Raw genomic sequence first — 25,618 nt, forward strand, 5'->3', positions numbered from 1 at the left:
GTGACGTCAGCCTGCGCCCGATGCGCTGGTGGGACATCGAGCCGGTGATGGAGCTGGAGCTCCGGCTCTTCCCCGAGGACGCCTGGTCGCACGGCATGTACTGGTCCGAGCTGGCCGAGGCCCACCCCGGCGGCACCCGGCACTACACCGTCGCCACCACCCCCGAGGGCGCCATCGTCGGCTACGCCGGGCTGATGGAGGTCGCCGGTGAGGGCGACGTCCAGACCATCGCCGTCGACGAGCGGCACCAGGGCGCCGGGATCGGCGCCGCGCTGCTCACCGACCTGATCGCGACCGCCGCCCGGCGCGGCTGCGCCGAACTGCTGCTGGAGGTACGGGTGGACAACCCGCGCGCCCAGCAGCTGTACGAGCGCTTCGGCTTCGAGCCGGTCGGCATCCGGCGCGGCTACTACCAGCCCGCCAACGTGGACGCACTGGTGATGCGTCTGGAGAACCCGAAGTACGACCTGAAGGACATTCAGAATGGCTGACGAACCGCTCGTCCTCGGTATCGAGACCTCCTGCGACGAGACCGGCGTCGGCATCGTCCGGGGCACCACCCTGCTCGCCGACGCGGTGGCCTCCAGCGTCAACGACCACGCCCGCTTCGGCGGGGTCGTCCCCGAGATCGCCAGCCGGGCGCACCTGGAGGAGATGGTCCCGACCATCCAGCGCGCGCTGGACACCGCCGGGATCAAGGCCAGTGACCTGGACGGCATCGCCGTCACCGCCGGGCCCGGCCTGGCCGGTGCGCTGCTGGTCGGCGTGTCGGCGGCGAAGGCGTACGCCTGGGCGCTCGACAAGCCGCTGTACGGGGTCAACCACCTCGCCTCGCACATCTGCGTGGACCAGCTGGAGCACGGCCGCCTGCCCGAGCCCACGATGGCCCTGCTGGTCTCCGGCGGGCACTCCTCGCTGCTGCTCAGCGCCGACATCACCACCGACATCCGCCCGCTCGGCGCGACCATCGACGACGCGGCCGGCGAGGCCTTCGACAAGGTCGCCCGGGTGCTCGGGCTGGGCTTCCCCGGCGGCCCGGCGGTGGACCGGCTGGCCCGGGAGGGGGACCGGAAGTCGATCGCCTTCCCGCGCGGGCTCAGCAGCGCCAAGGACCCGGCGTACGACTTCTCCTTCTCCGGCCTGAAGACCGCCGTCGCCCGCTGGGTCGAGGCGAAGCGCCGGGCGGGGGAGGAGGTGCCGGTCGCCGACGTCGCCGCGTCCTTCCAGGAGGCCGTCACCGACGTGCTGACCCGTAAGGCCGTCAAGGCGTGCAAGGAGAACGGCGTCGAGCACCTGATGATCGGCGGCGGCGTGGCGGCCAACTCGCGGCTGCGCGAGATGGCCCAGCAGCGCTGCGACAAGGCCGGCATCGTGCTGCGGGTGCCGCGCCCGGGGCTGTGCACGGACAACGGCGCGATGGTCGCCGCGCTCGGCTCGGAGATGGTCTGGCGCAATCGCGCGCCGTCGTCCTTCGACCTGTCGGCCGACTCCTCGCTGCCCGTCACCGAGGTCTCGGTGCCTGCGGCAACGATCGAGCACGGCGACCTGCACGCCGCCGCGCACCTGGCCCTCGGGTGACCACGGCCGCCATGTGGGAGGCCCGGGCGGCCGACGGCAGGGCCGGTGAGCTGCGGGAATGGGTCCAGGGTGAGGCCGTCCCGGCGCTGCGCGGCTCGGCCGGGCTGGAGCGGCTGGAGGTGTTCACCGCGCCGGGCGACCGGGTGCTGCTGATCACCTGGTGGACGGGCGAACCGCTGCCCGTCCCGGACCCGCCCGGCGGCCTGCTCGCCCGTCCGGTGCACCGCTGGAGCTTCACCAGCGAGCACGTGGAATGACCCGGATGTCCAGCCGGTAGCGTTCCTACCGAGAGCGCGGAACGACCAGGGGAGCACCGTGAAGAGCAGGACGAAGACGTACGCGGTAGGGGCGCTGGCCCTGCTGGCAGCGGTGGCCGGTTGCAGCAGCAGCGCCGCCCCCGCCGCCCACCCCGCCGCCCCACCGGAGCAGAGCAGCCAGTCCGCTGACGCGCCGTCGGGCTCCGCGTCCGCCTCGGGCGGGCCGCAGGCCGCCGCGTGGTCGAAGTGGGGCCTCCAGCCGCTGCCGCCGGCCCCCGCCCCGCCCACCGACCGGCCGATCAAGCTGACCGCGAGCGGCACCGTGCCGGTGATCAGCAGTGTGCCGACCAAGGACAAGATCGTCTTCATCACCCTGGACGACGGCGCCGAGAAGGACCCGAAGTTCATCGAGATGATGAACGACCTCAAGATCCCGGTCACGATGTTCCTGACCAAGAACATCATCGAGAACGACTACGGCTACTTCAAGCCACTCCAGGCGCTCGGCAACCACATCCAGAACCACACCGTCACCCACCCGATCATGAGCAAGATCTCGGCGGCGAAGCAGAAGTCCGAGATCTGCGTGGACCAGGCGACCCTCACCCAGCAGTACGGCACGGCCCCGCTGCTCTTCCGCCCGCCGTACGGCGACGGCGCCAACACGCCGACCCTCAACACCTCGGTGCAGGAGTGCGGGCCGCGCGCCATCGTGCTCTGGCACGAGACGATGCAGATCCACGACATGCAGTACGTGACCGCCGACAAGAAGCTCAGGCCCGGGGACATCATCCTGGCCCACTTCCGGGGCCCGTCGGAGCTCAAGGGCGAGACCATGACCGCGATGTTCGGCGAGATGCTCAGCCGCATCCAGGAGCAGGGTTTCGCGGTCGCCCGCCTGGACGACTACATCCAGCCGCCCACGGGCTGATCAGCCCACCGGCTGACCGAGCATCATGATGTGCCCGTCCCCGACCCGGCTGATGATCACCGTCACCGTGTTCGGTCCGGTGGGCTTGAGCTGGCGGCGGAGGTCCTCCGGGGTGATCCCGATGCCGCGCTTCTTGATCACGACGGTCCCGACCCCGCGCTCCCGCAGCAGCGCCTTCAGCTTCTTGACGTTGAACGGGAGCACGTCGGTGAGCTCGTAGGCGTGGGCGTACGGCGTCGGGACGAGCAGGTCGGAGGTCAGGTAGGCGATCATCGGGTCGATCAGCCGCCCGCCGACCTGCTCGGCGACCTCGGCGACCAGGTGCGCCCGGATCACCGCGCCGTCCGGCTCGTACAGGTAGCGGCCGACCGGGCCGGCCTCCGGGTCGGGCAGCCGGCCGCCGGTGAGGGTGTGCGGGCCGGGCAACAGGGTGGCGCGGTGCGGCTCGGTGGCCTTGTCGGCCTTGGTGCCGAACCAGAGCCCGGCCTCCTTCACGTCCCCGTGGTCCGAGACCCACTCGGCCTCGGCGCCCTCGGGGACCAGCTCGTGCGGGATGCCGGGCGCGACCTTGAGTGCTCCGAACGGGGTACGGCGGGCTGCCCCGATCGCCCAGGAGAGCGGGGGCGAGTACGCCTCCGGATCGAACACCCGGCCCCGCGAGGTCCGCCGCGCCGGGTCGGTGAACACCGCGTCGAAGCCCGTCACGTCGACGTCGGTCACGTCGGCGCAGCGCACCTCGATCAGCTCGGCCAGCCCCAGCGCGGCGGCGTTCGCCTCGGCGACGGCGCAGGTCAGCGGGTCACGGTCGACGGCGAGCACGGCGATCCCGGCCCGGGCCAGCGCGATCGCGTCGCCGCCGATCCCGCAGCAGAGGTCGGCGAGGCGCCGGACCCCGAGCGCCGCGAACCGCTCCGCCCGCCACTCGGCGACGCTGCGGCGGGTGGCCTGTTCGACTCCGTTGGGGGTGAAGTACAGCGCGTCCGCGTCCGTGTCCTCCCCGCTGTGCTGTCTGTCGGCAGAGCCGAACTTCGCGCGGGCCCGCTGCCGCAGCGCGGCTTGGGCGAGCGCGGCGGAGACCAGTTCGGCCGGATGCTTCCGGCGCAGCCGGGTGGCCAGCGCCAGTTCCTCCCCTGGCTTGAAATCTCGTAGCTCGGCCAGCAGGGTCTGGCCCTCGTCGGTCAGCAGGGCCTGGAACGATTCGATCTCCACCCGGCCATTGTCCCCGTCCGCCGTGCTGCCTTCGAGCCACGCCGTTGGCACTCTGGTTGACTGAGTGCTAACTGCGGCCTATGGTCGTTCCTGGCACTCCCCCCAGGGAGAGTGCTAACGCGGCAGAGTGTGCCTGACCCCCGCGACGGCAGGCATGCAGACGTCGCCACCTACCTGAAGAACAACCCCGTATTCTCCGAAGGGGAGCTCGGACGTGACCACCGTCAGCAGCAAGGTTGCCATCAAGCCGCTCGAGGACCGCATCGTGGTCCAGCCGCTCGAAGCCGAGACCACCACGGCCTCCGGCCTGGTTATCCCGGACACCGCCAAGGAGAAGCCCCAGGAGGGCGTCGTCCTGGCTGTCGGCCCGGGCCGCTTCGAGGACGGTAACCGTCTTCCGCTCGACGTCACCGTCGGGGACGTCGTCCTGTACTCGAAGTACGGCGGCACCGAGGTGAAGTACAACGGCGAGGAGTACCTCGTCCTCTCGGCCCGCGACGTTCTCGCCATCGTCGAGAAGTAAGTCGTTCCAGCCCGCCCCGGATCCGTGTCGTCACCGACAGGGGCCCGGGGCGCGGTTGTTTGGCCCGCGCGCGCTCACGCAGTAGACACTCCCCGAAGGAAACGAACCATGCCGAAGATCCTGCAGTTCGACGAGGACGCCCGCCGCTCGCTGGAGCGCGGCGTGAACAAGCTGGCCGACACCGTCAAGGTGACCATTGGTCCCAAGGGCCGCAACGTCGTCATCGACAAGAAGTTCGGCGCGCCGACCATCACCAACGACGGCGTCACCATCGCTCGCGAGATCGAGCTCGACGACCCGTACGAGAACCTTGGCGCGCAGCTCGTCAAGGAGGTCGCCACCAAGACGAACGACGTCGCGGGTGACGGCACCACCACCGCCACCGTGCTGGCCCAGGCCCTGGTCAACGAGGGTCTGCGCAACGTCGCCGCCGGCGCCGGTCCCGCCGCCCTGAAGAAGGGCATCGACAAGGCCGTCGCGGCCGTGTCCGAGTACCTGCTCGCCAGCGCCCGCGAGATCGACGGCAAGGACGACGTCGCCGCCGTCGCGTCGCTGTCCGCCCAGGACCCGCAGGTCGGCGAGCTCATCGCCGAGGCGATCGACAAGGTCGGCAAGGACGGTGTCATCACCGTCGAGGAGTCGAACACCTTCGGCGTGGAGCTGGACTTCACCGAGGGCATGCAGTTCGACAAGGGCTACCTGTCGCCGTACTTCGTCACCGACGCCGAGCGTCAGGAAGCGGTCCTCGAGGACCCGTACATCCTGATCAACCAGGGCAAGATCTCCAGCATTCAGGAGCTGCTGCCGCTGCTGGAGAAGGTCCTGCAGGGTGGCACCTCGAAGCCGCTGCTGATCATCGCCGAGGACGTCGACGGCGAGGCGCTGTCCACCCTCGTGGTGAACAAGATCCGTGGCACCTTCAACGCCGTGGCCGTCAAGGCCCCCGGCTTCGGTGACCGCCGCAAGGCCATCCTGGGCGACCTGGCCACCCTGACCGGTGCCACCGTCATCTCCGAGGAGGTCGGCCTCAAGCTCGACCAGGCCGGTCTGGACGTGCTGGGCACCGCCCGCCGCGTGACCATCACCAAGGACGAGACCACCGTCGTCGACGGTGCGGGCGACCACGAGGCCGTGGCCGGCCGCGTCGCCCAGATCAAGGCCGAGATCGCCAACACCGACTCGGACTGGGACCGCGAGAAGCTGCAGGAGCGCCTGGCGAAGCTCGCCGGCGGCGTCTGCGTCATCAAGGTCGGCGCCGCCACCGAGGTGGAGCTCAAGGAGCGCAAGCACCGCCTCGAGGACGCCATCTCGGCGACCCGCGCGGCGGTCGAGGAGGGCATCATCGCCGGTGGCGGCGCCTCCCTCGTGCACGCCCAGAAGGTGCTCGACGGCGGCCTCGGCCTGACCGGCGACGAGGCGACCGGTGTCGCGGTCGTCCGCAAGGCGCTCGCCGAGCCGCTGCGCTGGATCGCCCAGAACGCCGGCCTGGAGGGCTACGTCATCACCTCCAAGGTCTCCGAGATGGAGGCCGGCCAGGGCTTCAACGCCGCCACCGGCGAGTACGGCGACCTGCTGAAGGCCGGCGTCATCGACCCGGTCAAGGTCACCCGCTCCGCGCTGGAGAACGCCGCGTCCATCGCGTCCCTGCTGCTCACCACCGAGACCCTCGTGGTGGAGAAGCCGGCCGACGACGAGGCCGGCAACGGTTCGCACGGTGGCCACGGCCACTCGCACTGACCTCCGAGTCGGTGACACCGACCGCTGAGTCGGTAACCCGGAGGCCCGGTCGCACCCAAGGTGCGGCCGGGCCTCCGGCGTTCTCCGGTCGGCCCGCTGGGGTTGGCGTTGGCCTCGGACCCAAAGGGTGGCTTATAACTGGGGCATGATCGAGGCTCGTCACCTGCGCGTCCTGCGTGCCGTCGCCCGTACCGGCTCGTTCTCCGCCGCCGCGCGGGAGCTGGGCTGTACCCAGCCTGCGGTGAGCCAGCAGATGAAGGCCCTGGAGAAGTCGGTCGACACGCCGTTGGTGGTCCGTTCGGGGCGTGGGATGCAGCTGAGCGAGGCCGGGCAGGTGCTGCTCAAGCACGCCACCGGGATCCTCGCCGGGCTCTCGGCCGCCGAGGAGGAGGTCGCGGCGCTCACCGGGTTGCGGGCCGGGCGGGTGCGGTTGGTGTCCTTCCCGACCGCGAGTTCCACCCTGGTGCCGCCCTCGGTGGCCGGGCTGCGGAGGGCCCATCCGGGCGTCCGGGTCTCGCTGGTCGAGGCCGAGCCGCCCGAGTCGCTGGCGATGTTGCGGGTCGGCGAGTGCGAGATCGCGCTGGCGTTCCGCTACCCGGACTACCCGGACTCGCCGGGCGCCCCGGTCCGGTCGGCGGGGCACGGCACGCTCCGCGAGGCCCGGGCCGAGGCGACCCTGGAGGCGGCCGCGTCGCTGGCCGCCAACGACTGGTCCGACCTGGTGGTCCGGCCGCTGCTGGACGATCCGCTGGTGGGCCTGCTCCCGGCCGGGCACCCGCTGGCCGGGCGGGACGACAGCAGCCCGGTCGATCTCGCCGAACTCTCGGACGAGCAGTGGATCGCCGGCTGCCCGCAGTGCCGGGGCCATCTGGTGGAACTCTGCGGGGCGGCTGGCTTCGCACCCCGGATCGACTTCGCCACCGACGACTACCCCGCCGTGGTGGGCCTGGTCGCGGCCGGGCTCGGGGTGGCGGTGCTGCCGGGGCTGGCCCTGGCCGCCGTACGCCGGTCGGGTGTGGCCGCCGTGCCGGTACGCGCCGCCTCGGGCGGCCCGGCCGTCCGGCAGGTCGTCGCGCTCACGCTGCCCGACCTGGCCGAGGTGCCGGCCGTCGCCCTGATGCTGGACCAGCTGTCGGGCGTGGCCGCCGCGAGGTAGCTGTCGCACCGGGCCACCACAGCAGGGGCGCGGGGTTACCGCCGCTGCCCAGCTGCGCCTCTTGCCCATCTGCGCCTCTCATGGAGAAACGTTTCCCCACGAGACGCCGGAGGCGGGTCGGACCGTCAGCGTCGGATGGTCGTCGGCAGGGCGATGGGCACCTCGACCAACCGGTTGCGCGACCGGCCCATCAGCTCTTCGCGCTCGTCCTCGGTCAGGCCGCCCCAGACGCCGTACGGCTCGCGGACCGCCAGCGCGTGGGCCGCGCACTCGGTGCGCACCGGGCACCGCATGCAGACCTCCTTGGCACTTGCCTCGCGCGAGCTGCGCGCCGCTCCGCGTTCGCCCTCCGGGTGGAAGAAGAGCGAACTGTCGACGCCGCGGCAGGCGGCGGAGAGCTGCCAGTCCCAGAGGTCTGCGTTGGGGCCGGGGAGGCGGGAGAAATCTGCCATGGCTCATTCCCTTCAGGGACCGGGCGCGGACTCGGGTTCGGTGAGGCCGGGACGGGTCGGTATGAACACCTGGAAATATGACTTACGGCAACTACTGGGACAAGTCACCCACAGAGTTACACAACAGTCAATGACCGTCCAGAAGCTATAAAACCGGACAAAGAGGGCATGACGTTTGGCAGGTGCCGACGTGGCAATCGGGTGGCTCCGGGGGCGCGGACGCCCCCGAAGATGCGCTCGGGGTGCGCGGGCCGCGCGCGACTGGCACAAAAGTGCGGCATATGCACCGCGATGCGGCTGATCGGTAACGGGTCGGCCACGTACAGTGGTGGAGATGGCTCTGAAAGCCGTAACTCATTCGAGTGACGGTCGTTGGATGTGCGGAGGCGGTTTGCGGGCGCTGGGCGTCGGAACGATCGCGGGGAGACCGGCGATCCGTCCGAAGTCCGTCGTCAATCGGCCGTGTCGGAGAGATTCGTACCAGCCAGGAGGCTCAACGTGACGCGGATCAGCTGCGGAGGACGGTCATGACATCCGTACTCGTCTGCGACGATTCCCCACTCGCCCGGGAGGCGCTTCGCCGCGCGGTGGCGACGGTGCCCGGTGTCGACCGGGTGACCACAGCGACGAACGGTGAGGAGGTCCTCCGCCGCTGGGTGGCCGACCGCTCCGATCTCGTTCTGATGGATGTCCGGATGCCCGGCCTCGGCGGGGTGGAGACCGTGCGGCGGCTGCTCTCGGCCGACCCGGGCGCGCGCATCATCATGCTCACCGTCGCCGAGGACCTCGACGGTGTCGCGCTCGCGGTCGCCGCCGGCGCCCGGGGCTACCTGCACAAGGACGCCTCGCGCGCCGAACTGCGGGCCACCGTCACCCAGGCGCTCGCCGATCCGACGTGGCGGCTCGCGCCGCGCCGGCTCCGCAGCCCCGACATGGGCGCGGCGCCGACCCTGACGGCCCGTGAGATCCAGGTGCTCGAGGGCATGAGCCACGGGCGGAGCAACGCGGAGATCGGCCGCGAGCTGTTCCTCTCCGAGGACACCGTCAAGACGCACGCCCGGCGGTTGTTCAAGAAGCTCGGCGCGTCGGACCGCGCACACGCGGTGGCCCTCGGCTTCCGCTGGGGTCTGGTCCGCTGACGGGCAGCCGTCCGGCTGTTCCACTCGCTCAGACGTATGACGTTACGGTCCCGAGGCTGCACCATGGAGTTGTGGAGCACCTCGGGGACCAGCGGACAGGCACTGCGGAGACGAGCGTGACGAGCGTGACCGCAGTTGGCTCGAAGAGTGACGGGGCAGGGGGTGGCGCGGTGCAGACCGGGGCCACTCATAACGTTCCTGTGCACAACTCCGGACGCGGTGCCGCGTTTTCCGGGCCGACCAGGCACCATGGACCGATGCGCGACGACGAGGTAGAGAGCGACGAGGTCGTTCCGAAGGGTCAGGCCGCTGACTCGTCGTACCCGGAGAGCGCCGATCCGGCCGGTACGTCCCGCCGCCCGGTGCTCGGCACCGGCGGGTCGCCCCTGATGGGCGAGTTGGTCGCGGCGGCCGTACGCGGTGAGAACCCCGCCATCGACGCGCTGCTCGCGTACGTCCATCCGCTCGCCCTGCGGTACTGCCGGGGCCGGCTCGTCCGGCTGCCCGGTAACGCGCGGCACCATGTGGACGACGTCGCGCAGGAGGTCTGCGTGGCGGTGCTCTGCGCGCTGCCGCGCTACAAGGACGAGGGGCGTCCGTTCGAGGCGTTCGTCTACGGCATCGCCGCGCACAAGATCGCCGACCTGCAACGGGCCGCGATGCGCGGACCGGGCTCCTCGGTGGTCCCGTCCGACGACATGCCCGAGCTGCCGGACGAGGCGCTCGGCCCGGAGGAGCGTGCGCTGCTCAGCAGCGAGACGGCCTGGGCGAAGGAGCTGCTCTCCAACCTGCCCGCCCGTCAGCGTGAGCTGGTGCTGCTCCGGGTGGCCGCCGGGCTCTCCGCCGAGGAGACCGGCGAGGTGCTCGGGATGTCCCCCGGCGCCGTCCGGGTCGCCCAGCACCGGGCGCTGAGCCGGCTGCGGGCGCTGGCCGGGGAATCTTCCTGACGGCTGCGGAAGAGTCTCGCTCGTCACACTGTTGTCAAGGGAGCGCGGGCTTACATTCCCGGTGCCAGTACGATGGGGTATCGGCGCCTGGTCAGGTCGCCAAAGTTTCGCGGGCGCGCGAGGGATTCCCCTGGAGGTTCCTCCAAATGCCCCCGGGTGTCTTGGCGGCCTGAGCCTGTTTGCCGGTGCGCGCGGGTGCGACGGAGGCTGTACCGCGGCCGACCGTCCGCCCCAACTGAGCGACCAAACGCGTCCCCACCCTCAGCAGGGCGCGATCAATCGATTCGGCCACGCCACGGAAGGTCCCCCTAATGTCTTACAACGCCGCAGGCGTACCCGAGAAGTTCGCGATGCTCGGACTCACGTACGACGACGTCCTGCTGCTGCCCGGGGCCTCCGAGGTGCTGCCGAACCAGGTCGACACCTCTTCGCGGGTCTCCCGCAACGTTCGGGTGAACATCCCACTGCTGTCGGCGGCGATGGACAAGGTCACCGAGTCGCGGATGGCGATCGCGATGGCCCGTCAGGGCGGCGTCGGCGTGCTGCACCGCAACCTCTCCATCGAGGACCAGGTCAACCAGGTCGACCTGGTGAAGCGCTCCGAGTCCGGCATGGTCACCGACCCGATCACGGTCGGCCCGGAGACCACGCTCGGCGACGCGGACGCGCTCTGTGCCAAGTTCCGGATCAGTGGCGTGCCGATCGCGGACGAGAACGGCAAGCTGCTCGGTATCGTCACCAACCGCGACATGGCCTTCGAGTCGGACCGCAACCGCAAGGTCCGCGAGATCATGACGCCGATGCCGCTGATCACCGGCAAGGTCGGCATCTCCGGCGAGGACGCGATCGGGCTGCTCCGCCGCCACAAGATCGAGAAGCTGCCGCTGGTCGACGACGAGGGCCGCCTCAAGGGCCTGATCACCGTCAAGGACTTCGTCAAGGCCGAGAAGTACCCGCTGGCCGCCAAGGACGCCGAGGGCCGGCTGCTGGTCGGCGCGGCCGTGGGCGCCAGCGCCGAGGCGTTCGACCGGGCCCAGGCCCTGGTCGGCGCGGGCGTGGACTTCCTGGTCGTGGACACCTCGCACGGCCACAGCAGCAATGCGCTGGCCTGGATCGCCAAGATCAAGGCGGCCGTGGACGTTGACGTCATCGGCGGCAACGTCGCCACCCGTGACGGCGCGCAGGCGCTGATCGACTCGGGCGTGGACGGTGTCAAGGTCGGCGTCGGCCCCGGCTCCATCTGCACCACCCGCGTGGTCGCCGGCATCGGCGTCCCGCAGGTCACCGCGATCTACGAGGCGGCCGTGGCCTGCCAGGCCGCCGGCGTGCCGGTGATCGGCGACGGTGGCCTGCAGTACTCCGGCGACATCGGCAAGGCGCTCGCCGCCGGTGCCGACACCGTGATGCTGGGCAGCCTGCTGGCCGGCTGCGAGGAGTCGCCGGGTGAGCTGATGTTCATCAACGGCAAGCAGTTCAAGTCGTACCGGGGCATGGGCTCGCTGGGCGCGATGCAGTCGCGCGGCCAGGGCCGGTCCTACTCGAAGGACCGTTACTTCCAGGCCGAGGTCTCCTCGGACGACAAGCTCGTGCCCGAGGGCATCGAGGGCCAGGTCCCGTACCGGGGTCCGCTGTCGGCCGTGCTGCACCAGCTGGTCGGCGGGCTGCGGCAGACCATGGGCTACGTGGGCGCGGCGACCGTCGCCGAGATGGAGAGCAAGGGCCGGTTCGTCCGGATCACCTCGGCGGGCCTCAAGGAGAGCCACCCGCACGACATCCAGATGACCGTCGAGGCGCCGAACTACACCAGTCGCTGAGGCATCCCTCGCGGGGCGTGGGGAACTGAGCGGAGTCGGAGGCTGCGGGTTGTGGCCTTCCGTCTCGCGCAGTTCCCCACGCCCCTGTTTTTGCCGGCCCGATGCTGTCGGGTGGACGCCTGCCGCATTGCGGTGTTCCCGTGCGGGATACTGGGGGCGGCCGGGGTGACCCGGTCGGCACAGGCATTGAGGCAGCAGAAGGGCTCGAAGTGACTGAGATCGAGATCGGGCGAGGCAAGCGCGGCCGACGGGCGTACGCATTCGACGACATCGCCGTCGTCCCCAGCCGTCGTACGCGGGACCCGAAGGAGGTCTCGATCGCCTGGCAGATCGACGCCTACCGCTTCGAGCTGCCGTTCCTGGCAGCTCCGATGGACAGCGTGGTCTCGCCCGCGCAGGCCATCGCCATCGGTCAGCTCGGCGGCCTCGGGGTGCTGAACCTCGAAGGTCTCTGGACCCGGTACGAGGACCCGCAGCCGCTGCTCGACGAGATCGCCACGATCAAGGACGCGGCCTCCGCGACCCGCCGCCTCCAGGAGATCTACGCCGCCCCGATCCAGGCCGACCTGATCGGCAAGCGGATCAAGGAGGTCCGGGAGTCGGGCGTCGTCACCGCCGCCGCGCTCTCGCCGCAGCGCACCGCCGAGTTCTCCAAGGCGGTCGTGGACGCGGGCGTCGACGTCTTCGTGATCCGTGGCACCACGGTCTCCGCCGAGCACGTGTCGGGCGCGTTCGAGCCGCTCAACCTCAAGCAGTTCATCTACGAGCTCGACGTCCCGGTGATCGTCGGCGGCTGCGCCACCTACACCGCCGCGCTGCACCTGATGCGGACCGGCGCGGCCGGTGTGCTGGTCGGCTTCGGCGGCGGTGCCGCGCACACCACCCGTAACGTGCTGGGCATCCAGGTCCCGATGGCCACCGCCGTCGCCGACGTGGCGGCCGCCCGCCGTGACTACATGGACGAGTCCGGCGGCCGGTACGTGCACGTGATCGCGGACGGCGGTGTCGGCTACAGCGGCGACCTCGCCAAGGCCGTGGCCTGCGGTGCGGACGCCGTGATGATCGGTGCCGCGCTTGCCCGGGCCACCGATGCCCCGGGCAAGGGCTTCCACTGGGGCATGGAGGCCGTGCACGAGGAGCTGCCGCGCGGAAAGCGCGTCGACCTCGGCACCGTCGGCACCACCCAGGAGATCCTCACCGGTCCGTCGCACACCCCCGACGGCACGATGAACCTGTTCGGCGCGCTGCGCCGGGCGATGGCGACCACCGGCTACTCGGAGCTCAAGGAGTTCCAGCGTGTCGAGGTGACCGTCAACCCGGGCCTCCGGCACGGCTGACGATCCGGCAGTCTGACGCACCGAAACCCCCGCCGATCGGCGGGGGTTTCGGTGCGTCAGGGGCGTTTTCCGGCCACCGATCGGGTACGGAGTGCCGTGCGACCGGCCGGAACCGGGCCGTGAACCCCGGGGTGGGTGGTCGGGGACCCGCCGGACAGGGGATGATGGAGGCTTGGCGTACGGAGCCCGCCGCCCGGCGCAGCCCCACGGTCTGTTCGCGGGCCTCTGCAGCTGCGGGTCTCCGCCGACGCGCCGTCACCTCGATCGCCAGCAGCACAGATCGCCAGCACATGGGGGAATGCACCAATGACCCAGGCGCAAGGTTCCACCGGCCGCCTCCTGGCCGGTCGCTACCGGTTGGTCGGAGTGCTGGGCCAGGGCGGAATGGGCACGGTGTGGCGGGCCGAGGACGAGATGCTCGGCCGGATCGTCGCGGTCAAGGAACTCCGGATGCACGGCGGCGTGGACGAGGACGAGAAGCACCGTCTGATCGTCCGGACGCTGCGCGAGGCCAAGGCGACCGCCCGGATCCGGCACACCGCCGCCGTCACCGTCTTCGACGTGGTCGAGGAGGACGACCGGCCGTGGATCGTGATGGAGCTGGTCGAGTCCCGCTCGCTGGCGGAGGTCATCAAGGAGGACGGGCCGGTCACGCCGTCCCGGGCCGCCGAGATCGCGCTCGAACTGCTCGGCGTGCTCGGCGCGGCCCACAGCCACGGCATCCTGCACCGTGACGTCAAGCCGTCGAACGTACTGATCGGCGAGGACGGCCGGGTGGTGCTCACCGACTTCGGCATCGCCAGCGTCGAGGGGGACACCTCCGTCACCTCCACCGGCATGCTGGTCGGCGCGCCGTCCTACATCTCGCCGGAGCGGGCGCGCGGTCAGAAGCCGGGGCCGCCCGCCGACATGTGGTCGCTCGGCGGGACGCTGTACGCGATGGTCGAGGGCAAGCCCCCGTACGACCGGGGCTCGGCGCTCGCCACGCTCACGGCCGTGATGACCGAGGACCTCGCCACGCCCATGAACGCCGGTCCGCTGCGGCCGGTCATCGAAGGGCTGCTGGAGAAGGACCCGGCACATCGGCTGGACGCCTCCACCACGCGGTCGATGCTCAAGCGGATCGTCGCGGACGAGATCGCCAAGGCCGAGGCCACCACCCAGCTGAAGGTGCCGGCGCCGCCCGCCGCACGGGAGCGCAAGGCGGCTGCGACGGCCGCTGCGCCGTCGCTCGGCAAGACCGAGAAGGACAGCAAGGACAGCAAGGACAGCAAGGTCGGCGACAAGCCGAAGGACAAGGCCGGCGACAAGGCCAGGCGCGGGGTCGGCGGGCTGCTGGGGACGGTACGGGTGGGGAGCCGGTCGGCCGAGCCCGCCGCCGTCCCGGTGGCGGTACCGGCGCCCGTGCCCGTGCCCGTGCCCGCGCCGGTCTCGGCTCCGGCTCCGACCGCCGCGCCCGGCGCGCCGAACCGGCGCCCGAAGGTGATCGCCGGGGTCGCGCTGATAGTCGCCCTGCTGCTGATAGCGCTGGCGGTGGTCCTGCTGCGGGACGGGACCGGTGGATCGGCCGCCGCGAAGACCCCGGCGGTGATCGCACCGGCGGCCCACGGGACGCCCGCCGCCGGTTCGGCCGCTGCGTCCTCGTCGCCCTCGCCGTCGGCGAAGCCGTCGGAGAGCCCCACGACCAGTCCGAGCAGTAGTCCGAGCAGCAGCCCGAGTGCCGACACCAGCCCGAGCCCGAGCGGCAGCCCCGGCGCCGGCTCCGCCGCCGTACCGGCCGGCTACCACGCGTACCGCGACGACAGCGGCTTCTCGATCAACCTGCCCGACTGGCTCGGCGCGCCCGAGGTCGGCGACAACCGGCGGACCTTCAGCGGCAACGGCAGCAAGCTGGTCGTCGAGTGGACCGGCCACCCGGACCCGAGCGCGCTCAAGGACTGGCAGGACGAGGCGAGCGGCAACAACTTCAGCAACTACCACCAGATCAACCTCGCCGCCATCACCTACCGGACGTGGACCAACGCCGCCGACTGGGAGTGGACCTTCGGCAGCAGCACCACCCTGCACTCGCTCAACCGTGGTTTCGTCACCGGCAAGTACGGCTACGCGATCTACTGGACCACCCCGGACTCCCAGTGGAACGCCCCGGCGAGCGTCGACGCCCGGAAGGTCGCGTTCGACTCGTTCCAACCCGCGCCCTGAGCACCAGCCGTGAGCGGCCGGGTTTCGCAGTGAGCGACGTACGCTGGCCGGACGGAAGGCCCAACATATTTTCGTAAGGATGGCTCATGCGAGCAGCGGGCCTGGGGCAGGTGGTGGCCGGACGGTACCGGGTGACGGGCGAGCCGGTGGGGAGCGCCGTACCCGCGCAGGACCTCCGCTCCGGTGAGTCCGTGCTGCTGCACGCGCTGGAGCTGCCGGAGCTGTTGCTGGCTGATCAGCTGTCGGCAGGTCAGCTACTGGCCGGTCAGCTTCTGGCGGATCAGCCGCTCGAGGGCCCCGACCCCGAGTACGGCGGTCGGGTGGCGGCCCGGGTGGCGGCCCGGACGCGGGAGACGCCGTCGCACCCGAGGCTGTTGCAGGGGATCGAGGTCTTCGCCGACGAGGAGCTGCTCTGGGTCGCGGAGGAGTACCCGGTGGGCGTGCCGCTGGCGGAGCTGGCCGGGGCGGGGCCCGTCCCGCCGTACCGGGCGGCGGAGATCGCGGCGGACCTCGCGGGCGCGCTGCGGGCCCTGCACGCGCTGGGCCTGGCGCACGGGAACATCTCGTTGGACACCGTCCTGGTCTGCGAGGACGGTGCGACCATGCTCGGCGGCCTGCTCCTCGGCGCGGCGGAGGAGACGCTCTGTGCGGAGCTCGGCGGCCCGGTCCCGCGCCGGGTGTACGAGGCGCGCGCCGTACTGCTGGGCGCCCGGGCCGAGCGCTGGGCGCCCGACCCGGGCCCGCAGGCGGACTGCTGGGCGCTCGGCGTACTGCTGCACCGGCTGCTCACCGGTCGCGCCCCCTACCCGGAGGACGACCTCCCGACGCTGCTCTCGGCCGTCCGGGACGGCGCCGCCGAACCGGCCGACGGGTGTGGCCCGCTGCGGCCGCTGGTCGAGCGGCTGCTCCGGCCCGATCCGGCCGCCCGCCCGACGGCGGCAGCGGTCCGGCGCTGGCTGACGGAACTGCTCGCCTCCTCCCCGGAGCCGTACGGGCCGGAACTGTCCGGGGCGGCACCGCGCGAGCCCGAGGTGCTGCCCGTCGTCCGCCCGCGCGGCCGGCTGGTGCTCCGGCGGCGGGCGGGCCGGGAGGTGGCGCACGGGCGGCACGCCGGAACGCGTCCGCGGGTGTCGCCGGCGCTGCTCGGCCCGCTGCTGGTGGGCGGGGTGCTGCTGGCGATGCTGGCGGCACTGGCCGCCGTGGTGGCCCTCGCGGGCTGAGCGGTCGGGGCCCGGGCTCCGGCGTAGTGGGCCCTGGAGTGTGTGGTCCAAGGTCACAGGGCGGTTACCTGGACGGGTCGCGATTCCGACGCCGCGTCGGGGCGCCTAATCTGTGCATTGAAGTTGTCCTATCGGTGAGTCAGCGGTGCACCGGAAACCCCCCGTCAGGGTGACGGTGGGCTGATGAGGGGGAACGGTCGCCATGGGCGTACAGGATCAGTCGGCGCAGCCGAGAGGTGCACAGCGGACGCTGGCCGGGCGGTACGCCCTGGGGGAGCGGCTCGGCCGTGGCGGGATGGGCACGGTCTGGCGGGCGCAGGACGAGATGCTCGACCGCGAGGTCGCGGTCAAGGAGCTGACGGTCGGGCACCTCGACGACGAGGACCAGCAGATACTCCAGTCCCGGATGGTGCGCGAGGCGCGCGCCGCCGCGCGGATCAAGCACCCCGGCGTGATCACCATCCACGACGTGCTGGAGCAGGACGGCCGGCCGTGGATCGTGATGGAGCTGATCGACGGCCGCTCGCTGGCCGATGTGATCAGCCAGGACGGCACCCTGGCACCCCGTGAGGCCGCCGAGGTCGGAATGCAGGTGCTCGCCGCCCTGCACCGGGGGCACCAGCTCGGGGTGCTGCACCGGGACGTCAAGCCCGCCAACGTCCTGCTGGAGCGCGGTACCGGCAGGGTGGTGCTGCTGGACTTCGGCATCGCGGCCCTCGAGGGTTCCGTCGAACTGACCCGCCCCGGCGACCTGGTGGGCTCGCCCGACTACCTGGCGCCCGAGCGGGCCCAGGGCCAGCGGCCCGGTCCGGCCTCGGACCTCTGGGGTCTCGGCGCGACCCTGTACGCGGCCGTCGAAGGGGAGTCCCCCTTCCGTCGCACCACGCCGCTCACCACGCTGGCCGCAGTGGTCGGTGACCCGCTGCCCGAGCCGCGCCGGGCCGGAGCGCTCGGTCCGGTGCTGGCGGCGCTGATGGCCAAGGACCCGGCCGACCGGCCGACGGCGGACGAGGCGTTGCAGATGCTGTCCGAGGTGACGGCGGGTCACACGCTCGACATCAAGCCACTGCCGAAGCTGCTGCAGAAGGTCCCCACCCAGGCCGTCCCGGTGGTGGACCGGGCGGAGCCGTTGGCGCCCCCGGCGGCGGAGGCGACCACGGTGGGGGGCGTGGCCGCTCCGGGTTCAGCCGCCGCCACCCCCGCTCCGGCCGCGATGGCGGCGGGGAGGCGGAAGGGCCGGCGGATCTGGCGGATCGCGCTGGCGGCCGGGCTGGCGGCCATGATCGTGGCCGGCGGTGCGGCGTACCTGCTCAAGGAGAAGTCCGACGGCCGGACCCCGACCTCGCCTCCGCCGAGCTCGGCGACCGGTACGGCGCGCCCTGACCTCCCCGCGTCCGGCCCGGCGCCCGACGGCTACCAGTGGGTCGACGACCCGGCCGGGTTCCGGTTCCCGATACCGAGCACCGGCGCGCCCTGGGTCCGGACGACCGATGAGAAGAACCAGATCTACTACAGCCCGGACAAGAAGCTGCACTTCCTGCAGTTCTCCATGCAGGTCGGCGCGTCGCAGTCCCCGCACGATCATCTGCTCGGCCTGGAGCAGACCGTCAGCCATGCCTTGAACACCAAGGACTTCCGCCGGGTCGCCCTGACCGACGTCAAGATCAGGGGCTACGAGGGCGCGATCTGGGAGTTCACCTACACGGTGGTGGCCGACGGATTGCACCGGCACATCCGGGAGGCGGAGTTCCGGGACGACAGCGGCACCTCCTACAACCTCTACGAGTCCGGTCCGGAGACGGACTCGATCAACGGGGCGCGGCTGTTCACCTCGGTGCTGAACGGCTTCGCTCCGACCCGCTGACCGACCCTGCCGGCTGGCCCGCCTGCCGACCCGCCGACCGACCCTATGGGCGCTTCTGCCAAGAGTGATCAATAAACGTCTGCCACAGATAGTTTCCTGTTACCGGCGGGTACCAAAGTCGCCCCGAAGCGCCTAGGCTGCGCCTCATGACGGACATCACGGCAGATCGACAGACGTCCCGACGCAACCCGGCCGCCCCGGGCGGCGCGCGCACGGTCGCCTCGGCTGTCCCGGCGGCGCTGGTCGCCCGGCTCGCCAAGGGCGTCACCGCGACCGGCGAGCCCGACTGGGTGCACACCACCGCGCCGCTCACCGGCGACCGGCTCGCGAGTCTGCCGCGCTCCACCCCGGCCGACGTCGAGAAGGCGTACGAGCTGGCCCGCCGGGCGCAGCGGAGTTGGGCGGCACTGCCCGTCGGCCGCCGCGCGGCCGTCCTGCTGCGCTTCCACGACCTGCTGCTCAAGCGGCAGGACGAGGTGCTCGACCTGATCCAGGCCGAGACCGGCAAGACCCGCCTGCACGCCTTCGAAGAGATCATGGCGGCCACGCTGGGCGCCCGGCACTACGGGCGCAGGGCGCCCTCGTACCTGCGCGACCGCCGTCGGGGCGGCGCGCTGCCGGTGCTCACCCATACGGTCGAGTCCCGGCGTCCCAAGGGCGTGGTCGGGCTGATCTCGCCGTGGAACTACCCGCTGGAACTCTCCATCAGCGACGCGCTGCCCGCCTTCGCCGCCGGCAACGCCGTCGTCAACAAGCCCGACACCCAGACCGCGCTGACCGCCCTCTGGGCCCGTGAGCTGCTGATCGAGGCCGGGCTGCCCGCCGACCTCTGGCAGATCGTGATCGGCGACGGCCCGGTGATCGGCCCGGCCGTGGTCGAACACGCCGACTACGTCTCGTTCACCGGCTCCACCCGCACCGGCCGCCAGGTCGCCCAGCAGGCGGCCGGCCGGCTGGTCGGCGCCTCGCTGGAGCTCGGCGGCAAGAACCCCATGCTGGTACTCGCCGACGCCGACCTCGACAAGGCCGCCGAGGGCGCTGTCCGCGCCTGCTTCTCCTCCGCCGGGCAGCTCTGCATCTCGATCGAGCGGCTCTACGTGCACCGCTCGGTCGCCGACGAGTTCCTCGCCCGGTTCACCGCGCGGACCAGTGCCCTGCGGCTCGGCGGCGGCCTGGCGTACGGGGGCGACATGGGCTCGCTGGTCTCCGCCCAGCAGCTGGAGACCGTCACCCGGCACGTCGAGGAGGCCGTCAAGGCGGGCGCCAAGGTGCTCGCGGGCGGCCAGGCCCGCCCGGAGCTCGGGCCGCTGTTCTTCGAGCCCACCATCCTGGACGGCGTCACCCCCGAGATGGAGATCTGCGGGCAGGAGACCTTCGGACCGGTCGTCTCGGTGTACCGCTTCGACACCGAGGACGAGGCCGTCGCCGCCGCCAACTCCACCTCGTACGGCCTGAACTCCAGCGTCTGGACGACGGACCACCGCCGTGGCCGCGCCATCGCGGCCCGGCTGCGCACCGGCACGGTCAACGTGAACGAGGCGTACGGGGCGGCGTACGGCTCGATCGCGGCGCCGATGGGCGGCATGGGCGACTCCGGCCTGGGCCGTCGGCACGGCTCCGAGGGCATCCTGCGCTTCACCGAGGGGCAGACCGTCTCCACCCAGCGGCTGCTGCCGATAGGCCCCTCGATGGGCCTGGACGACGAGAAGTTCGCGGCGCTCTTCACCACCGGACTGAAGGCTCTGAAGGCGCTGCGGTTCAAGTAGCGCTGCGGTTCAAGCAGCACCGCGGTTCGAGTAGGCAGCCGCTCGGCCCCGGCGGAACCCGACCTGAAGGAGCAGTCGTATGGCGAGCAAGGGTGGATTCGACTACGACGTGGTCGTGGTCGGGTCGGGTTTCGGCGGTTCGGTCTCCGCGCTGCGGCTGACCGAGAAGGGGTACCGGGTCGCCGTCCTGGAGGCCGGGCGCCGGTTCACGCCCGACGAGCTGCCGAAGACCTCCTGGGACACCAGGAACTACGTCTGGGCCCCCGCGCTCGGCCTGTACGGCATCCAGCGGATCCACCTGCTGGCCAACGTCCTGGTGCTCGGCGGCGCGGGGGTCGGCGGCGGCTCGCTCAACTACGCCAACACCCTGTACGTACCGCCGAAGGCGTTCTTCGAGGACCGCCAGTGGCAGCACATCACCGACTGGGAGCAGGAGCTCGGCCCGTTCTACGACCAGGCGCAGCGGATGCTCGGCGTGCGGACCAACCCGACCATGACCCCGTCGGACGTCCACCTCAAGGCGGCCGCCAAGCGGATGGGCGTGGAGGACACCTTCCACCTCGCGCCGGTCGGCGTCTTCTTCGGTGACGGCAAGGACTCGGACGGCGCGGCGAAGGCCGCGCCGGGCGAGGAGGTGGACGACCCGTACTTCGGCGGGGCCGGGCCGCGCCGCCGGGCCTGCATCGAGTGCGGCGAGTGCATGACGGGCTGCCGGCACGGCGCGAAGAACACCCTGACCGAGAACTACCTCTACCTGGCCGAGCGGAACGGCGCCGAGATCCACCCGTTGACCACGGTGGCCCGGATCCGGCCGCTCACCGAAGGCTTCGCGGTGGACGTGCGGCACACCAACTCCCGTTCCAACGACCCGGCGAAGGCCGGCGCCCGGACGATCACCGCCGCCCGGGTGGTGGTCGCGGCCGGGACGTACGGGACCCAGACCCTGCTGCACAAGATGCGCGACGGCGGCCACCTGCCCGCGATCTCGCCCAGGCTCGGCGAGCTGACCCGGACCAACTCCGAGGCGCTGGTGGGTGCTTCGACCACGGACCGGCGGTACGGCGAGAAGGTCGACTTCACCAAGGGCGTCGCGATCACGTCCTCGATCCACCCGGACGGCAACACCCACATCGAGCCCGTCCGTTACGGCAAGGGCTCCAACGCGATGGGCTTCCTGAGCGTCCAGCAGGTTCCCGGCGCGGGCAGCGGCCCGCGCTGGCTGCGGTACGCCGTGACGGCCGCCCGGCATCCGGTGGTCTTCGCGCAGTCGATGAACCGGCACCGCTGGTCGGAGAAGACCATCATCGGCCTGGTGATGCAGTCCCTGGACAACTCGATCACCGTCTCGCTGAAGAAGTCCGGCCCGGGGAAGGGCAAGCTGACCTCCCGTCAGGGCCACGGCGCGCCGAACCCGACCTGGATCCCGGCCGCCGAGCACGGCGCCAACGCCCTCGCGGCGGAGATCAACGGCTTCGCGGGCAGCACGGTCGGCGAGATCTTCGACATCCCGATGACCGCCCACTTCATCGGCGGCTGCCCGATCGCCGACAGCCCCGAGACCGGCGTCGTCGACCCGTACCAGCGGCTGTACGGCTACCCGGGGATCAGCGTGGTGGACGGCTCCACCATCTCCGCCAACCTCGGGGTCAACCCCTCCCTCACCATCACCGCGCAGGCCGAACGCGCCATGTCGATGTGGCCGAACAACGGCGAGACCGACCCCCGGCCCGCCCAGGACGCGCCGTACCGGCCGGTGCCGGCCGTCGCCCCGACCAGGCCCGCCGTCCCGGCCGGGGCCTTCGGCGAACTGCTGCTGCTCCCGGTCCCGACCGTGCCGAAGCGGTAGTCACCCAGACCGACCGGGCCCCGGACAGGGCAAAGGGCCCCGCGGGGGAACGGGGCCCTTTGTCGCTCAGCACTCGGCGTCAGGGCTGCGCCGGTGCTGGTGGCGACGGCGCCGGGGGATGAGCGCCGTCTTGTCGGATGGCTTCGGGGTCGTGCCTCACGTCCGGCAGGGGGTGGGCCGGTGGGTGGCGCGCGGTGCGGGCCGACCTTCACGCAGCGTGAGGTGATAACCGTTGTCACCGTCGGCTCGATCGGGCGCCTCGGCGGGGGTTCCAACAACCCCCACAGTCAGCATCGTGGGGGACGGAACCCTTGCTGTGCAACCGATTCGACGCAGTTCGGCACAGTCCAATTTCCGCCCGGGCACGGTGCCGTATCCTGCCCGCCGCAACAGCCGCCGACCACTACGCTCCGTAGTAGCCCGGCCGACGGCGGCGGTCGGTGCGGCGGGCCGCACCGGGCGTCCCCGGAGCCGACCGCCGCACCTCCCGTCCAGTTCGGTCGCGGCCGGGGTCGCTGTCCCCTGCTAACCGGCCACAGCACCCGCGCACGGTCCCACGGCGGGCCGCAACCGGCCGGAGCCGGCGGCGGCAGCGCCACGCGCGCGAGTGGACTGGGGAGATCCACGCGTGGTTCGTTGCCCGTCCGACGGGGCCCCGCACCTGGGGGGTGCGACGCGGTCGTACGGCCGCCGGGAACAACGATCCGCCACCCGCTCCGGTCACGGGGTGGCGGCCCCGGAATGAGTGGGTGAACCGGGACCCGTCAAGCGGCCCGGTAGAATCGGTGATGACACCCCCACACCGCTGCCGGAAGGCCGTCCGTGTCCTCTGCTACCCCCGACCAGTCCGCACCCGAGCTCGACACCGTCCTGGTGGTCGACTTCGGTGCCCAGTACGCCCAGCTCATCGCCCGTCGGGTGCGTGAGGCGCGGGTCTACAGCGAGATCGTGCCGAGCTCCATGCCGGTTGCCGAAATGCTCGCCAAGAACCCGAAGGCGATCATCCTCTCCGGTGGCCCGTCCTCGGTCTACGAGGAGGGTGCGCCGCGCCTCGACCGCGCGATCTTCGAGGCCGGTGTCCCCGTCTTCGGCATGTGCTACGGCTTCCAGCTGATGGCGATCACCCTCGGCGGGACCGTCGACAACGACGGCGCCCGTGAGTACGGCCGCACCGCGCTGCACGTCAGCAAGACCGGCTCGACCCTGTTCGAGGGCACGCCGGCCGAGCAGTCGGTGTGGATGTCGCACGGCGACGCCTGCTCGGCCGCGCCCGAGGGCTTCACCGTCACCGGCTCCACCGACGTCGTGCCGGTCGCCGCGTTCGAGAACGACGCGGCCAAGCTGTACGGCGTCCAGTACCACCCCGAGGTCCTGCACTCCACGCACGGCCAGCAGATCCTGGAGCACTTCCTCTACCGGGGTGCCGGGCTCGCCCCGACCTGGACGACCGTCAACGTGGTCGACGAGCAGGTCGCGCTGATCAAGGAGCAGGTCGGCGACAAGCGCGCCATCTGCGGCCTCTCCGGAGGCGTGGACTCGGCCGTCGCGGCCGCGCTGGTGCAGAAGGCCATCGGCTCGCAGCTGACCTGCGTGTACGTCGACCACGGTCTGATGCGCAAGGGCGAGACCGAGCAGGTCGAGAAGGACTTCGTCGCGGCCACCGGCATCCAGCTGAAGGTCGTCGACGCCCAGGAGCGCTTCCTGACCGCGCTGGCCGGGGTCTCCGACCCCGAGGAGAAGCGCAAGATCATCGGGCGCGAGTTCATCCGGGTCTTCGAGCAGGCCCAGGCCGAGATCGTGGCCGAGGCCGGCGAGCACGGCGAGTCCGTCGAGTTCCTGGTCCAGGGCACCCTGTACCCGGACGTGGTGGAGTCCGGTGGCGGCACCGGCACCGCGAACATCAAGTCCCACCACAACGTGGGCGGCCTCCCCGAGGACCTGCAGTTCAAGCTCATCGAGCCGCTGCGCAAGCTCTTCAAGGACGAGGTCCGGATGGTCGGCCAGGAGCTCGGCCTGCCGGAGGAGATCGTCCAGCGCCAGCCGTTCCCCGGCCCGGGCCTCGGTATCCGGATCGTCGGCGAGGTCACCAAGGAGCGGCTCGACCTGCTCCGCGACGCCGATGCCATCGCCCGCGAGGAGCTGACCCTCGCCGGTCTCGACCGGGAGATCTGGCAGTGCCCGGTCGTGCTGCTCGCGGACGTCCGCAGCGTCGGCGTCCAGGGCGACGGCCGCACCTACGGCCACCCGATCGTGCTCCGTCCGGTCTCCTCCGAGGACGCCATGACGGCCGACTGGTCGCGCCTGCCGTACGAGGTGCTGGCGAAGATCTCGACCCGTATCACCAACGAGGTCCCCGACGTGAACCGCGTGGTGCTCGACTGCACCAGCAAGCCGCCGGGCACCATCGAGTGGGAATAAGACCGGTCGGTCTAACCTCTCCGGAGGTTGGCCCCCCGAAGCGTTGAACAGCCGCGCCGCCGCTCCCGTACTGAAGGGAGCGGCGGCGCGGCTGTCTGCCGGGTGCCCGTACCGCCGAAATCGGCGCGGAACGGGCAGAATCGGACCGGACCTGTCAGGGGCTGACGGGCCGTGAGCGAAGGGAACGGCATGGCGGCGGGGCAGGACGGGCAGGAGCAGGCGGGCGTGGCGGGTTTGGCGGCCAAGTGGCGGGAGACGGCCGCACGGTTCGCCCTCCTGCCGCTGCGGCTCTTCCTCGGGGTGACCTTCGCCTACGCGGCCTTCGACAAACTCGCCGACTCGCACTACCTGGCCGACGCCGGGGACCGGGCCTCCTTCCTCGCGCAGACCCAGGTGGTCAGGCCGCACAGCCCGGTCGGCTGGGCACTCGGCCCGGCTCTGCACTCGCCCACCTTCTTCGCCCTGCTGATCGCCTTCGGCGAGCTGGCGGTCGGGCTCGGCACGCTGTTCGGGCTCTGGGGACGGCTCGCCGCGACCGGTGGCGCGCTGATCAGCCTCAGCCTCTGGCTGACCGTCAGCTGGAACGTATCGCCGTACTACCTCGGCAACGACCTCGCTTTCCTGCTGGCCTGGACCCCGCTGGTGCTGGCCGGGACGCCCTACCTCTCCGTCGACGGCTACCTGGCCCGCCGGGCCGGGCGGGACCGTGAGCGCGGGCTGCCGGAGGAGGGCGTCCGGCGGCGGTCCGTCCTGGACGGCGGCATCGCGGCCGTCGCGCTCGGCGGGGGCGGGCTGCTGGCCGGGTCGCTGACGGCGACCTTCGGGCGGCCTGGGAAGGCCACTGCCGCAGCCGGCCCGCCGGCCCCTTCAGCCGGTGCCACCGCCTCGGTCACCGCCTCGGCCTCGGTCACGGCCTCGGCCGTCGCCGTCGGCGGATCGGCGCAGGTCAAGGACCCGGCCACCGGGGACACCGTCTACATCGTGCAGCCCAAGGCGGGCCAGTACTGCGGCCTCTCCTCGGTCTGCACCCACTCCGGCTGCGCCGTCGACGCGCCCAGAAACGGCCAACTGGTCTGCCCCTGCCACGGCTCCCGCTTCGACGCGGCGACCGGCGCGGTGGTCAACGGCCCGGCCACCAAGCCGCTGCCCAAGTACACCGTCACCAAGAACGGCGACCGCCTGGACCTCGGGCCCGTCCAGACCTGACCAGGAGTGGTCACCC

Annotated in this window: 20 protein-coding genes; 18 read left to right on the forward strand and 2 right to left on the reverse strand. The window is 71.6% G+C overall.

Annotated elements, in window-relative coordinates; genetic code table 11:
- The first annotated feature begins 20 nt into the window (after positions 1 to 20).
- From rimI to P3T29_RS18620, 4 genes are read left to right on the forward strand one after another with little or no spacing between them, the layout of a single operon-like run.
- Positions 21 to 491: a ribosomal protein S18-alanine N-acetyltransferase gene (rimI, locus tag P3T29_RS18605; RefSeq protein WP_280717681.1), complete on the forward strand. Its 471-nt coding sequence runs from the start codon at positions 21 to 23 to the stop codon at positions 489 to 491.
- The gene (gene tsaD / locus P3T29_RS18610) at positions 484 to 1,578 is read left to right on the forward strand and encodes a tRNA (adenosine(37)-N6)-threonylcarbamoyltransferase complex transferase subunit TsaD (protein ID WP_280717623.1); all 1,095 of its coding nucleotides are present in this window, start codon (positions 484 to 486) and stop codon (positions 1,576 to 1,578) included. Before rimI ends, tsaD begins: the two co-directional genes overlap by 8 nt.
- On the forward strand, positions 1,575 to 1,835 hold the full coding sequence (locus P3T29_RS18615; RefSeq protein ID WP_280717624.1) for a hypothetical protein: 261 nt from the start codon (positions 1,575 to 1,577) through the stop codon (positions 1,833 to 1,835). The genes tsaD and P3T29_RS18615 overlap by 4 nt, the downstream gene beginning before the upstream one ends.
- A 58-nt stretch (positions 1,836 to 1,893) precedes the next feature.
- A complete protein-coding gene (locus P3T29_RS18620; protein ID WP_280717625.1) occupies positions 1,894 to 2,766 on the forward strand; it encodes a polysaccharide deacetylase family protein in 873 nt (290 codons plus the stop codon).
- Here P3T29_RS18620 and P3T29_RS18625 read toward each other — a convergent pair whose 3' ends face one another.
- Complete coding sequence (locus tag P3T29_RS18625; protein WP_280717626.1) at positions 2,767 to 3,975, reverse strand: class I SAM-dependent methyltransferase; 1,209 nt, start codon at positions 3,973 to 3,975, stop codon at positions 2,767 to 2,769. It abuts the gene before it with no gap.
- 214 nt (positions 3,976 to 4,189) lie between these two features.
- On the opposite strand from P3T29_RS18625, the gene groES reads away from it, so the two are divergent.
- The 3 genes from groES (at position 4,190) to P3T29_RS18640 (ending at position 7,391) form a co-directional block, all read left to right on the forward strand.
- The gene (gene groES, locus P3T29_RS18630; RefSeq protein ID WP_280717627.1) at positions 4,190 to 4,498 is read left to right on the forward strand and encodes a co-chaperone GroES; all 309 of its coding nucleotides are present in this window, start codon (positions 4,190 to 4,192) and stop codon (positions 4,496 to 4,498) included.
- Positions 4,499 to 4,606: 108 nt separating this feature from the next.
- Positions 4,607 to 6,235, forward strand: a complete 1,629-nt coding sequence (gene groL / locus P3T29_RS18635) for a chaperonin GroEL (protein WP_280717628.1) — start codon at positions 4,607 to 4,609, stop codon at positions 6,233 to 6,235.
- A gap of 145 nt (positions 6,236 to 6,380) precedes the next feature.
- Positions 6,381 to 7,391, forward strand: a complete 1,011-nt coding sequence (locus P3T29_RS18640) for a LysR family transcriptional regulator (protein ID WP_280717629.1) — start codon at positions 6,381 to 6,383, stop codon at positions 7,389 to 7,391.
- A 125-nt stretch (positions 7,392 to 7,516) separates the two neighbouring features.
- On the opposite strand, the gene P3T29_RS18645 is transcribed toward P3T29_RS18640, so the two are convergent.
- The gene (locus P3T29_RS18645) at positions 7,517 to 7,843 is read right to left on the reverse strand and encodes a WhiB family transcriptional regulator (protein ID WP_280717630.1); all 327 of its coding nucleotides are present in this window, start codon (positions 7,841 to 7,843) and stop codon (positions 7,517 to 7,519) included.
- Positions 7,844 to 8,370: 527 nt separating this feature from the next.
- Between P3T29_RS18645 and P3T29_RS18650 the strand changes: the two genes are divergently transcribed.
- The 11 genes from P3T29_RS18650 (at position 8,371) to P3T29_RS32705 (ending at position 25,602) form a co-directional block, all read left to right on the forward strand.
- On the forward strand, positions 8,371 to 8,982 hold the full coding sequence (locus P3T29_RS18650) for a response regulator transcription factor (protein WP_014136228.1): 612 nt from the start codon (positions 8,371 to 8,373) through the stop codon (positions 8,980 to 8,982).
- A gap of 389 nt (positions 8,983 to 9,371) precedes the next feature.
- Positions 9,372 to 9,929 (forward strand): RNA polymerase sigma factor ShbA, encoded by a 558-nt coding sequence (shbA, locus tag P3T29_RS18655; protein WP_280717682.1) that lies wholly within the window; start codon positions 9,372 to 9,374, stop codon positions 9,927 to 9,929.
- A gap of 311 nt (positions 9,930 to 10,240) precedes the next feature.
- The gene (guaB, locus tag P3T29_RS18660) at positions 10,241 to 11,743 is read left to right on the forward strand and encodes an IMP dehydrogenase (protein ID WP_280717631.1); all 1,503 of its coding nucleotides are present in this window, start codon (positions 10,241 to 10,243) and stop codon (positions 11,741 to 11,743) included.
- A gap of 209 nt (positions 11,744 to 11,952) precedes the next feature.
- Complete coding sequence (locus P3T29_RS18665; RefSeq protein WP_280717632.1) at positions 11,953 to 13,080, forward strand: GuaB3 family IMP dehydrogenase-related protein; 1,128 nt, start codon at positions 11,953 to 11,955, stop codon at positions 13,078 to 13,080.
- 306 nt (positions 13,081 to 13,386) lie between these two features.
- Complete coding sequence (locus tag P3T29_RS18670; protein ID WP_280717633.1) at positions 13,387 to 15,282, forward strand: serine/threonine-protein kinase; 1,896 nt, start codon at positions 13,387 to 13,389, stop codon at positions 15,280 to 15,282.
- Between the two features lie 86 nt (positions 15,283 to 15,368).
- On the forward strand, positions 15,369 to 16,502 hold the full coding sequence (locus P3T29_RS18675; RefSeq protein WP_280717634.1) for a hypothetical protein: 1,134 nt from the start codon (positions 15,369 to 15,371) through the stop codon (positions 16,500 to 16,502).
- 202 nt (positions 16,503 to 16,704) lie between these two features.
- Positions 16,705 to 18,366: a serine/threonine-protein kinase gene (locus P3T29_RS18680; RefSeq protein ID WP_280717635.1), complete on the forward strand. Its 1,662-nt coding sequence runs from the start codon at positions 16,705 to 16,707 to the stop codon at positions 18,364 to 18,366.
- Between the two features lie 146 nt (positions 18,367 to 18,512).
- Positions 18,513 to 20,132, forward strand: a complete 1,620-nt coding sequence (locus P3T29_RS18685; RefSeq protein WP_280717636.1) for a succinic semialdehyde dehydrogenase — start codon at positions 18,513 to 18,515, stop codon at positions 20,130 to 20,132.
- A 79-nt stretch (positions 20,133 to 20,211) separates the two neighbouring features.
- Entirely contained in the window at positions 20,212 to 21,978 is a 1,767-nt protein-coding gene (locus P3T29_RS18690) for a GMC family oxidoreductase (RefSeq protein ID WP_280717637.1), read from the forward strand.
- 822 nt (positions 21,979 to 22,800) lie between these two features.
- Positions 22,801 to 24,396 carry a glutamine-hydrolyzing GMP synthase gene (gene guaA / locus P3T29_RS18695; protein WP_280717639.1) on the forward strand — a complete coding sequence of 532 codons (1,596 nt, stop codon included), beginning with the start codon at positions 22,801 to 22,803 and terminating at the stop codon, positions 24,394 to 24,396.
- 171 nt (positions 24,397 to 24,567) lie between these two features.
- Positions 24,568 to 25,602: a Rieske 2Fe-2S domain-containing protein gene (locus P3T29_RS32705; protein WP_348532839.1), complete on the forward strand. Its 1,035-nt coding sequence runs from the start codon at positions 24,568 to 24,570 to the stop codon at positions 25,600 to 25,602.
- Positions 25,603 to 25,618 lie beyond the last annotated feature (16 nt).

Origin of the sequence: Kitasatospora sp. MAP5-34 (genome assembly GCF_029894335.1) — a bacterium.
In the GTDB taxonomy this organism is placed as follows: Bacteria; Actinomycetota; Actinomycetes; order Streptomycetales; family Streptomycetaceae; genus Kitasatospora.